The organism is Frankia sp. CcI49 (assembly GCF_001983215.1).
In the GTDB taxonomy this organism is placed as follows: Bacteria; Actinomycetota; Actinomycetes; order Frankiales; family Frankiaceae; genus Parafrankia; species Parafrankia irregularis.
On record NZ_MOWP01000028.1, the window covers coordinates 304,916 to 316,299 of the forward strand.

The 11,384-nt window shown below is 68.9% G+C and carries 9 protein-coding genes and 1 pseudogene; 1 reads left to right on the forward strand and 9 read right to left on the reverse strand.

The features are described 5' to 3' along the window. Window positions 1–10: 10 nt before the first annotated feature. The 8 genes from CcI49_RS26130 to CcI49_RS26165 form a co-directional block, all read right to left on the reverse strand. The gene (locus tag CcI49_RS26130; RefSeq protein WP_076830164.1) at window positions 11–973 is read right to left on the reverse strand and encodes a thiopeptide-type bacteriocin biosynthesis protein; all 963 of its coding nucleotides are present in this window, start codon (window positions 971–973) and stop codon (window positions 11–13) included. Continuing rightward, window positions 955–2,118 carry a lanthionine synthetase C family protein gene (locus tag CcI49_RS26135; RefSeq protein WP_076830166.1) on the reverse strand — a complete coding sequence of 388 codons (1,164 nt, stop codon included), beginning with the start codon at window positions 2,116–2,118 and terminating at the stop codon, window positions 955–957. Before CcI49_RS26135 ends, CcI49_RS26130 begins: the two co-directional genes overlap by 19 nt. Further along, on the reverse strand, window positions 2,115–5,192 hold the full coding sequence (locus tag CcI49_RS26140) for a lantibiotic dehydratase (protein ID WP_076830170.1): 3,078 nt from the start codon (window positions 5,190–5,192) through the stop codon (window positions 2,115–2,117). Before CcI49_RS26140 ends, CcI49_RS26135 begins: the two co-directional genes overlap by 4 nt. Window positions 5,193–5,293: 101 nt before the next feature. Further along, a complete protein-coding gene (locus tag CcI49_RS26145) occupies window positions 5,294–5,485 on the reverse strand; it encodes an FxLD family lanthipeptide (protein WP_076830173.1) in 192 nt (63 codons plus the stop codon). 86 nt (window positions 5,486–5,571) lie between these two features. Beyond that, entirely contained in the window at window positions 5,572–6,822 is a 1,251-nt protein-coding gene (gene fxlM / locus CcI49_RS26150; RefSeq protein WP_076830176.1) for a methyltransferase, FxLD system, read from the reverse strand. A gap of 99 nt (window positions 6,823–6,921) precedes the next feature. Then, window positions 6,922–7,764 (reverse strand): helix-turn-helix transcriptional regulator, encoded by an 843-nt coding sequence (locus CcI49_RS26155; protein ID WP_076830180.1) that lies wholly within the window; start codon window positions 7,762–7,764, stop codon window positions 6,922–6,924. Between the two features lie 36 nt (window positions 7,765–7,800). Further along, window positions 7,801–8,370 carry a DUF6879 family protein gene (locus tag CcI49_RS26160; protein ID WP_241840245.1) on the reverse strand — a complete coding sequence of 190 codons (570 nt, stop codon included), beginning with the start codon at window positions 8,368–8,370 and terminating at the stop codon, window positions 7,801–7,803. Next, window positions 8,315–8,587, reverse strand: coding sequence for a hypothetical protein (locus CcI49_RS26165; protein WP_076830272.1), 273 nt, complete (start codon window positions 8,585–8,587; stop codon window positions 8,315–8,317). The genes CcI49_RS26160 and CcI49_RS26165 overlap by 56 nt, the downstream gene beginning before the upstream one ends. A 416-nt stretch (window positions 8,588–9,003) precedes the next feature. Between CcI49_RS26165 and CcI49_RS26170 the strand changes: the two genes are divergently transcribed. Next, window positions 9,004–9,198 (forward strand): hypothetical protein, encoded by a 195-nt coding sequence (locus tag CcI49_RS26170; RefSeq protein WP_076830188.1) that lies wholly within the window; start codon window positions 9,004–9,006, stop codon window positions 9,196–9,198. A gap of 1,091 nt (window positions 9,199–10,289) precedes the next feature. On the opposite strand, the pseudogene CcI49_RS41655 reads toward CcI49_RS26170, so the two are convergent. After that, window positions 10,290–11,384: pseudogene (locus tag CcI49_RS41655) on the reverse strand (hypothetical protein); the annotation flags it as partial.

Consider the following 11,384-nt stretch of genomic DNA (forward strand, 5'->3'; position numbering starts at 1 on the left):
CATCCACGGGTTAGTCCTCGGGAAGGCATGCGCGGGCCGCCGCGTGGGCGAGGGTCGCTTGTGCGCCTGCGGGCAGGCCGAGCCTGTTCCAGTGGAAGATCACCAGGTGGGCGAGGAGAGCACGTAGGCCCCGGTTGAGGGTGCCGGCGGTGGCTGCCGCGCCCAAGCGCTGCCCTGCCTTTGCGAAGGCGTCGCGCCATGGGGTGGCGAACGCGGCCGGCCCGCTGGTTGCGAACAGCGGCGATCCGGCGTGGGTAGGCGCTGAGAGCAGGACGCGGAGCTGGGCGGTGAGCCCGGCCCGCGCGGCAGCCGCGGGCGGGTCGGGGCGCATCGCCGCGATGCGGGTGAAGACGTCGCCGCGCTCGTACCAGTCGAGGCCGGAGGCGGCGCACATGGCGCTGATCAGCAGGACAGACAGCTCTCGGTGGTCCAGTGGCGGGTTCTCCTGGCGGAGGTAGTCGAGGACTCCGGCGGAGTCGGCGCAGAACAGGGCGTGGGCGATGCCCATCCCGGTCTCCCCGCCGAACGCGGCTGCTTCCGGCTCGTAGACGGCCGGGTTCCACGCCGCGATGGTGCCCGCGCCCGCCAGGCCGTCCAGCAGCTCGGACACGGCGTCGGCGTCGGCGTCGAGGAGGCGTATGCGCCAGCCTGGGCTCTTGTTCATGTACCACCAGCCGGCCGCGGCGTGGTCCGTGACGAGCGCGTCGAGCCGGGGGCCGAGGCGGGCCGCCAGGGTGCGGTCGGCGGGTTCGGGGCCGGCGGGATGGACGTACACCTGGTGCCATCGCCCGTGGGCGGGTCGTTCGAGGGCGGCGAGCCCAGCCAGGTGGTAGGCGTCTGCCGCGTCCGCGAGGTCCGCCGGTTCCAGGCCCACCTCGGCCGCGGTGGTGGCGAGGTCTCCTCCGGCGAGGAGAACGCGGATGGCGTCGGCGACCCGGCCGGCGGCTGGTGCGGTCAGGTGAGCAGCAGGCATGAGTCCCATCCGGACACGGGCGGGGTGGCACGGCGGGCGGTCTCCAGCACGAGCCGGACCCCGGTGTCACCGGTGAGAAGCGCGGGTGTCCCGTCGGAGATGGCTGCCTGTCTCGTCAGCCCGGCGGCGACTTCAGCCAGGTGGGCGCCGAGGCCGGGTGTGATCGCGTCGGCGGCGGCGCGGACGGCTGTCTGGTAGACGCCGGCGAGGCCGTGGCAGAGGCCCGCGTCGGGGAGCCTGGCGAGCTGGGGCCCGGCCAGGCAGTGGGCGAGGGCGTGCTCGGCTGCGGCCTGGCGGGCAGGGTCGGCGGTGGCGATGCCGGCGAGTTGGAGGGCGCGGGCGATCCCGGGCGTCCCGTAGCACCAGGACGGCCGTCCGGCAGACAGCTGCGCTGGGTACCCGGCGCGTAGATCCTTGCGGCTGAGCCATTGTGGCCACCACGGCCCGTCGTCCGAGTGCTGCTGCCATCGGTCAAACCAGGCACAGAGAATCTTGATCGCGTCCTGTTGCCCCTCCACGGTGCGCCCTCGCCGGGCGGCGAGGGCGAGGAAGGCGAGGATGCCGGCCGCGCCGTGGGCCATGCCCAGGTTCGCGTGGCCGCCCGGGGTGGGGGACAGCGGGTCGGGGTCGCGAGCTGCCCACCAGCCTGGTGCCTGGAGCCCATCGAGGGGGAGGGGCCGGGTGGCGAGCCGGGTGAGGTAGGTGAGGACGTCGGCGAGGGTGTCGCTCGTCGGAGCGGTGCGCAGAAGGATGAGGCCGAGGCCGGTGAGCCCGTAGAACAAGTCGTACTCGCCGAACGTGCCGGGAGCGCCGTCGGCCATGCGGTTGCGGGCGGCATCCAGCCGCCCGCGGGTGATGCGGTGCAGGTGGCGATCGAGCGCGCTCGCGGCGGGCGCGTAGCGGGGCTGCCCGTCCGCGGCGGCAGCGTGCAACACGAAGCGCAGGGCGGGGGCGCCGTGCACGAGGCATCCGCTCGGGCTGCCGTCCACCGGCCCGGACGTGGCGAGGACCAGAGCTTCGTGCGCGTCCTGCCAGGTGCCGGAGCCGGTGAGCGCGAGTTCGACGCGTAGCAGCGCGAGGCCAGCCGCGCCGTGAGCGAGGGACTGGGCAGCCGCCTGATCGGCGTTGATCGTCGGTGATGTCACAGGTGGCCGGCCTTTCCGAGCTGGCGGAGGGCGGCGGCGCGGGCAAGCCGTCCGGTCTGCTTCTCGAAGCTGGGATCAAGGCCGACCGCGCGCATGTGGTGCTCGTGCAGAAGGGTCCGCAGCAAGGTGCTCGGGTCGCGCTGTGCGGCAAGCTGTCCGTGGTAGGCGGCGAGCGCGGCGTCGCGGTCAGCCCAGGCCTGCGCGACGGTGTCACCGCCGGGCATCGAGGCCAGTGCGCGGGGGCCGCCGGCCGGGTCGGTCAGGTCGCAGGCCAGGTCACGCAGGTCGCGATCCAGCGGCCCGCTTCCCTGGTCCAGGCAGCGGATCAGGGCCCCGTAGCCGGTCGTGGCGTCGGGAGCGAACGCAGCCGAGATCCTGGCCATCGACGCGGCAGCGAGCGCCTGGCCCGGCACACCGTCGGCGGCAGCGGCGAGTTGGGCGACGGCCGCGGCGGTGTCGGCCGCCCAGACCTCTTCGGCTGCGGCGAGGGCGCTGCCCGTGCCGTACCGGCCGGGCTGTTCGTAGTACGGGACGAAGCTCAGCGTCGCGGGCAGGCCCCGATCCGCCAGGCCGGCGGCGAACCGGGAGAGTCCGGCGGCGAGCAGGCCGAAGCGATCCGGGTCGGTCAGCCGTAGGTGCAGGGCGATGTGCTGCGGGATCTCCGGGTGGATCATGTCGCGGTAGCGGCGAACCCACCAGTGCGCGACCTCGGGGCGCAGGCCGTCGGCGAGTCGGGGCAGGTGAACGGCGATGAGATCGTCGAAGCGGGCCGGGTTGCCGGTGATCCGGGCGCAGACCACCAGGCCTGTCCCGGGGTGGTGCACGTCGCCGGGCGTAGCGGTGACCGGCAGGGGGCGCCGTGGTGGGCTGGCCAGGGTCAGCGGGATGAGGAGTTCGGCGGGCCGGCCGAGCCAGCCGTCGGTGCCGGCCGGGCTGTCCTCGCGGAGCTCGGCGCGCGAGAMGCGGGTCAGATGGGCATGCAGGAGTTCCCGGTCGAGGGAGTGCTCGAGGTCCAGCGGTAGCCGCTGTTCGCCGTCGCAGAGCACCACGCGGCTGGGAAGTCTCCACCGGTGCCGCCACGTGGCCAGCCGCGTCTCGAAGCTGGTGCCTGGAGAGCCGTCGAGGGCGGCCTTCTCCAGGCTCCAGCGGGCGGGGAACAGGATCGTCCTGCGGTAGCGGATGCGAGGCACGTAGGGCAGGACGCGGGCCGCGCCGACGTCGAAGGGGCGTAGTTCGGCGCAGCGGGCGTCCGCGACCTCGGCGAGGAACCGGGCGAGCGGTGGGGTGAAAGCGGTCATCTCCAGCGCGTGCGGGATGTGCGGGACCACGCGCTGACCGGTGGGCAGATGCACGAGGTAGAGCTGCGCCGCGTCGGCGGTCACGGCCAGCTCGTCGACGGAGACGGCCATCGCGGTGCCGTCGGGATGGTCCCCGACCGGAAGGATCGTGTCGGCCAGGGGCGCGACCCGGGTCATGTGCTCGGTCCGGGGCACCCGCGGCCGGAACGACACCTGCACCGTGACGGTGTCCTCCTGCTGGTCCGCTGTGCGGAAGGTCGCGGCGAGTGCGTCGCGTTCGGTGGTGGTGAGCAGGTGGGTGAAGCGGCCGGCCATGCTGCCGGGGACGCGGGCCGTCCCGGTCACCTGCAGCTGGAAATGCCCGGCATTGATCGCCTCGGTGGACAGGGCGTGCAGGGCGACAGCGATCTCGATGCGTGCTGGCGGCACGACCGCGTCGGGATCACCGACGGTGAGGGCGCGTACGTCGTCACCGGTCAGGCGGATCTCGTCGCTGCCGTCCAGGGCGGCCTGGTGGATCAGCGCCAGCAGGGCCGCGTCGCGTTCGGTCAGCGTCCGCCACACCGGACGTGGCGCCGGCGCACCGAGGTAGCCGTCCGGATAGCCGAGGCTGGAGTCGGCGACCAGCTCCCGTACCGGCACCAGTGCTCCGGGGCCGTAGCGTTCCTTGAACCGTGCCTGGTACTCCAGCCAGGACATCGCTCCGAATGGCCAGGTTGTCAGGCGGAGAAGCACCTCGGCCGCGGCGGTGGCCTCGTTCAGCACCGCGTCGGGAATCGTCACGTCTGCGTCGAGCCGGGTGTCCAGCGCCAGCGGGCGGTCCATGGCGGGCGTCAGCGCGGCCATCCGCGTGCCGGCCGCCGCGCGCAGCGCGGTCGCGTCGGACGGGTTCGCGCAGTCGTTGTGCGCGGCGAGGATGCAGACGATGTCCGCCAGCTCATCCAGCACTGGGGCGACCTGCGGCACCCCACCGGCACCGGCGGCGGTGCGGAGCGCGGCGCACAGGTACTCCAGCGGGTCGCCGGCTGTCATCGGCGGATGCAGGTCGGTGAGCAGGAACTCCTCGTCGAGGAGCTGGTCGAGCAGCGCGCGGACGCGGTCTGGCGCCGCCCTGGGGAACCGTTCGGTAAGGGCGGCGGCGAGCCCGGCGATGCTGACCGGTGTTCTGGCCAGGTCGATGGCGGCCCGCACGGGGTCGGCTGCGCGGATCGACGTCTCGCGAAGTGGGCCCGGCTTCCGGGCGTCGAGCGGAGCGCGGCGGGCCAGGATCAGCCGGCCGTCCCGGAAGGTCGCGGTTGAGTTCGCCGTGACGGTGAGCCGGTCTCGTAAGGCGGTGGTGCGGGCGAGTTGGCGCGCCAGGGTCGCGATCCATTCGGCATCCGGGCGCGCGATCACCCGGTGGGCGCCGCCGATCGTCGCCCTCGCTGGTCCGACGTGGGCGGGTGCGACCCCGGCGAACAGGCCGAACGGTGTGACGCGCCGCTGCCACCGCAGCAGGTAGGACGCCAGTGACAGCGCCGCGCGCCGCAGATCCCGGGCAGTGCCCTGCCCAGGTTGGGAGACGACACCGTTGACCCAGGCGGCGAGGTCACTGCTCGCGGCGGTGACCGCAGCGCGGACGTCGTCCCGTGACCAGGTCTTCGTCAGCCAGGCACCGCCCTCGGTCTCGACAGCCCCGAGATCGGCCAGATCCAGGTCGTGTGGCAGGTCAAGATCTCCGGGATCTGTCGTCGACCGGAGCAGAACCACGCCGTGATGCCGGTATCGCGCGGCCATGCCGGGCTCCTCGGTCAGGCGGCAACAAGGTCATCAGGCTCCGGCACCGCCGGTGTCCCCGGGGACACCGGCGGTGCGGGCCGTGTCAGGGCGGGGTGTCGTCAGGACGGGTTGTCGGAGGAGGTGGAGCAGGCGCTCGGCTTGCAGGTCGTCCCGCAGTTGTCGTCTGTGGCGCACATCGTGATGACGAGCGGGCCGACCGCCTCGATCACCCGAAGATCAAGGTCGACGTCGAACGGGTCAAGGTCGCTGGGAGTCGCAGCGGGCGCGAGAACTGCTGAGGTCGGCGTCATGGCTACCTTTCCTGGGCAGGCGGGGGCCCGAACGGAGTACCGGAATGTGCGTTGGCGAAAGGGCTGCAGATGTTGGAGGCGGAACGTCAGCTGACTGGGGGCCAGGCGATGATGGCCGTGCCGTGGATCTTGTGGAACTGGCCCGTGGGAGCGTCGGAGGCGGGGATGGTGGTGCCCACGGGCCAGTAGGCGAAGGCGTCGTCGGGGATCTGCCGGCCGTGGGCGTCCCAGGCCTTGATCTGGGCGACCAGAGCCTCGGCCGCCTCGGTGGCGTGCGGCCCGTATCCCCGGGCACCGAACTCGCGGTCCCCGCCGGGCAGGTCACTTTCGCGCAGTTCCATCACGCCGAACGAGTCGTCGAGCACCGCTCCGAAGGGGAACCAGGTTCTGCACACGCCCTCGGCCGCCATCGGCGTGCCGGGCCCGGCCTCGACGCGGCAGAACCCGGGCAGGAAGCCCGCGAGCCACAGGTGCAGGTCGCCGAACTCGCCCTGGTCCGGGATCGTGACTCCGGACCAGGCCTGGACCGGGCCGTGCTCCAGAGCGCCGGCCAGGGAATGCGGGTTGTCGATCTCGGCCTCGTCGAACAGGAGCGTCACCACCCCGCCAGCGGGATCGCGCATCTGAAGACGGCGCTCCCCGCGCGCTCCCAGGCCCTGCATCGGCACGAACCCGCACAGCTGCGCCGACGTGCTCACCCAGTGCTCGCCCGACCGGCGCAACGCCAGCGACCGGGTGAACGTGTTCATCCGCAGCGGCACGACGATGACGCCGCCGTCGGTCAGCTGTTCCAGCCACGCGGGGGCCAGGTCCCACGCCCCTACGGTGACCACGATCGCGTCGTAGTCCGCGTACGCCGGCACGCCGTGCTCGGCGTCCGCGGTGACAACGATGACCCGGTCGCCGTAGCCGGCGGCGTCCAGGCCCGCGGTCGCGCGGGCGGTCACCTCCGGATCGATGTCCACGGTCACCACCTGGCCCTGCTCACCCACGACGTGCGCGAGCAGGGCCGCGTTATAGCCACCGCTGCCCACCTCGAGGACCTTCATCCCCGGAGCGATACCCGCCTGGGCGATCATGTGGGCCTGCAGCCACGGCGCCGACACCGTCGACATGCTTACCCCGTGCGGGCCTGCCTTTGCGACCACCGACTGGTCGGCGTCGTAGGCCTTCTCCAGCGGGGTGCCCTCCGGTACGAACAGGTGCCGTGGAACGGTCCGGAACGCGGCCTCCACCTCGGGCCCGCTGATCCAGCCGTCGGCGACGAGCCGGTCGACCATCGCAGCCCGCCTCTCGTCCGCCAGGTCGGGGTTGGTCGCGTCGGGCGCCTGAGTCACGTCACGCTCCAGTGGTGGTCGTCGGGGGCGCGATCACCGTAGGACCGGCGGGATCACGACGGCCAGGAGTGTGCCCGAGTGTGGCAAGCAGGACCACGGTCACGGATACGCGGCGGCGATCAGATCACGGGCCCGGCCACCGAAGACGGCGATCTCGCTCAGACGCGCGAACATCTGCGCGTAGAGGGCGATCTCGGTGGGCTGGGTCACCGTCAGGTATCCCGAGACCAGCTCGACGTTCACCTGGTCGTTGTCGAAGATCCAGAAGTCCTCGACGGGGCTGGCCATGCCACGATCGGCGGAGACCGGGATGACGCCGAGGGACACCGCGGGCCACGTCGTGACCTCGGCCAGATGCGCGCACTGGCCCCGCATGACCGCCGACCCGCCGAAACCGTTACGCAGCACGGACTCCTCGACGAGGAAGGCGGCGGTCCGCTGGTGGCGGCGCAGGACACGCTGACGCTTCATCCGAGCCGCGACCGCGGCCTCGACATCGTCGTGAACTCCACGGCGCTGCTGGTAGGCACGCAGTACAGCGCGGGTGTAGTCCTCCGTCTGGATCAGGCCGGGCACAACCCAGCAGCTGTAGCCGCGGAACTGGCGGGTCCGCTCATACAGCGGCAGCCGCGCCTCCTGGGCGTGCCGCAGCCCGGAACGCTCCATCCGCCGCCACTCGACCCACATCCCCTCCGCCGAGTGCAGGGAGGCGAGCAGATCCGCGGTCTCGCCCTCGGCGCCGCAGATTTCGCACCACGCGCGGACGTCCGCCGCCGATGGGGGCCGGGTGGCATGCTCGATCTTCGAGACCTTCGTACGCTCCCACCCGGCACGGGCAGCCAGCTCGATCGCGGTCAGACCAGCATCGCGGCGCAGGTCACGAAGCCGGCCCGCGAGAAGCTGACGGGCCTGCTGGGCACTGGAAGACGACGACGGCTGCACAGGAGCAAGACTGCCGCGACGACGCGAAGACCGTCGTCAGACCAGCTCGTAGTCCTCGTGCGGCACGGCCCGCTCCCACACTGCCTCGAACGCCGCCGCGCACTGAGCGGCGATCGCCGGGTCCGGCGACAGCCGGGTCTGAAGGAACTCCCCACCGCCGGAGAAGTAGTTGAACTGCGCCCGTTGGCCGTCGAACACCCAGAAGTCGTTCGCCGGGAGTAGCAGGCCGGTCGCCAGATGCCGGGGCAGCCAGCGGATCTGCTCGCCCGCAGCGACGTTCGACGCGGTCGTCGCATGCTCGAACCTGATGTAGTCGCTCACCGGCTCCGACACCACCCGGACCCGGCGCACGTCGACCCCGCGACCGGTCACCTCGCCGATCAGATCCAGCCACGGCCGGGGCGCCAGCCGCCGCTGGAACTCCTCCTCATCGCCGGCGAGCCACGCCCGAAACCACGGGTCCCCGCCGTCATAGGAATCCCGCAGCTCCAGATGCACAGCGGAAGAGCCGCACGCGCGAAGCAGCGTGTCGAACGGCGGGTCGGGCTCCTCAGCTACGCCCGGGATGCGGCCCAGGACCCTGCTTGCCTCGCTCGTAGGTCCCACTCGCCGCCTCCACGATGAACGCCTTCATGACCGCCGGGAGCCGGACCACAGCCTCGGTCGACCCGAGCGGGCTGTGCCGCGCGACCTCCGCGAGCGCCTCCCGATCCGTGACCGACTCGCCTTGGAACCACAGGTCGCCGGTGTCCTCATCTACGAAGACCGCCGGGCAGCCGTTGTCAGGCGACCCCGGATCGATACCCACGAAACTTAGCCGCATCAGGGCCTCCGAACTCAGGAGTGTGCCGAAGTGGGCCACCCCTGCACACTCAGCCAAGCAGGCACGGTTCGTCAAGACCTGACTACGATGCGGAAGCCGCCCAACTGTGGGGCGATCTCTTTGATCGACGCGCCCTCGGCTCGAGGCAACCTGCTGATCTCCACGCGCCGTTGCCGCGACTGCGACCCAGAGCCGACTGAACGTTCCGCTGCTCGTGGAGTCGCCGGAGAGGCTCACAGGGGGATTTTCACGGGACCTGCTGGCCTCGGCGGCCGCCTGGAACCGGATCTCCGCCGGGGGCAGGCCCAAAGGCCAGCGGCTATGCGACTGGGCCTTGGTCGTCACCACCGACAACGGCCTGCCCGGCCACCACCACCTGCCGGTTCGCCGCTACATCCCCACCGGTGAGTCGGCGTATGCTGGACCCACAGCCCCGGCCGGTCCTACTGGCCGCGCTCGTCCGGGTTGCTGGCACTCGCTGGACCGTCGAAGAGAACTTCCGAGCCGGCAAGGAATTCGCCGTCCTCGACGAGCACCAGGTCCGCCGCTCCTGCACGGCCGATGGCAACAGGAGGACCCTCTGCGGGCTGGGCAGCGAGGCCGGCGCGTAGAACGGCTCCAGGGTCGGGCCTGTCACGGTGATGTCGATGGTGGCGGGTGAGGTCGGAGCCGGTTGCCTTCCAAACGCGAGGTGATCCGAGGTCGCTTCAGTGTCTCCTTGAAAGAATATTTCAGTATGGATAAAACTAACGTGGGTAAAGAGTGCGGTCCACGAGTCGATATGGCTGCCATGGGTCGTGAGTTTCGCAGAACACTGAAGCGTTGAGTGGATTGAGGGCACCTGTAGGACGCCTCGGCGCAATAAATAGCTCGTGGTCATCGATCCGAGCGCTACATCCTGACGGATGCTCACATCGGCGTCTCGTAGCGACGAGGCGAAGGACCCATATTCCTTGGGGGAGCGAGATAGCACCCAACCTTTGATGTGCGAGAAATCGGACCGCCCAAGGAGCACGATCATAGAGCAGTGCAGAACTGCTCTTTGTCTTGTTGCACCAGCCGCAGGCTAAGCGTAGGTTGCCGCTGTCCGTTGCACCTCCGCGGGCGACCGGTCGGACATGATCGATCTCTAYTTGGAGATCCCGAGCCACCATGCCTCTGGGGCGAGTAAAGTCGACGAAGCGTGGCAGAGATGTCCCAGTCTCAGTTCTTCGGGAGAGTCTAAGAAATCTTTCTCGGGCCAGATCGCTGAAGCGATAACCGCACAGCCAGCATCGTCTCGGTTCGGCTGCTGCGCTCCAGATCTCTTCACGAAGTAGCGCGGTGATTGCCAATCGAGATCTACGTATCTCCTGCCGGCTTTCAATCTCCGACCAGGCTACCTGAGTAAGGGTCCGGGCTATGGTTCGCAGCTCGTCTTCGGGGAGCTCCCCATCGTCCTCGCGTAAGCGCTCCACTACTTCCTTGTAAAGCTGGCCGATGCCGAGATTCTGATCTCCATCGTAGCGTCTCGGATCTGAGAGGCTATCGAGATACCAACGTACCCAGGTGAGCGCAACATCTGCTTCAATCAGCCAACCATTTTTACCGCGGARCTCACCCGGAACGTTCTGCAACGACAAGCTGCGTAGGGTTGCTTCATCCCATTCTTGCTGCCACACGTTGCTGGCAGCCGATACGTAGCTGCGGAGAGCGTGAGCGCTCATACAGCCTTGAAGTTTCGATACCGTGAAACTGCGGGCAGTCGCTGCGGGTCTGACCGGTAGTCAGTCCAAATCTTTGCCCACGTGTCTTGGACTGCTTTCTGATCTTTCTTTACACCATCCATGTGCCACGAGCGAGCGAAGTATCCTCTATTGACTCCAGACAGCCAGTCGCTGAACGTCCGGTCCACGTCGTCAACCGAGTTGAGTGCTTCACTGTAAGTGCATAGCCATTGAAAGTAATCAGCCGACAGAATCGTTAGGCTAATTTTATTGAAAAGATTGCTCCTCCTTGTATCTCCCCACCCATTCTCGGCGTCAGGGTCGGGATCACCGAAATAATCCTTCGTGAGTGAAAAAAACCTGATAAAGACGGCACGCCACGGGCCGTCGGGTGCCTTCCATGCCTCAAATTTTCTTTTACCCTCGTAGGTCGCCACGAGAGCAGAATCTGGGAGAAAGAAACGCTTCCATTTATCTGCATGGTCAACGCGTGAGCCATAAATGCGGCCTCCGCGTAGTTCCCGAAATATGGAGCTCAGGCCGCGTAGTACATTCCATTGGAGATACTCAGGCCTGTCACCAGCCATACCGGTTTGCACAACGCCCCGGAATGGACTATCGTCGGCGCGGGCGAGGTAGGCTATTGCGCGACTGTCGTCGAGGGGAATAGCGGCAGCCCGTAGACGCTCGGCGACGGGTTCAAGCTCCTTGGTTGAGAGACTTGTAGAGACAATAGTCCCCAAGAGAGCCTTACCCATCGGGGTGGCCTTCTGATTAACCACAACAAACTGGAAAACATGCTCGCTTGGCGAAGCATCGAGAAGCAGCGAGACGGGTAGGCGACGGGCATGCCGGTCAATAGCGGCACGGTCAGCTGCCGCTCCATCCATTCCCTCATCGATAGCGGAGAAGATGTCCTCTTGACCGGAAGTATTCGCTACCCTCTTGGCGACTTCGACTGCGCCGCGCAGGCGATGTTGCCCATCGACAAGGACAAGAGGTCTGAGATAAGAGAGCATTGCTGTTTTTGTGAAGCCCAGAATCTCGGGCATCCGAGACCCTTCGGTCAAGCGCCGAAGGACCTCGATCCT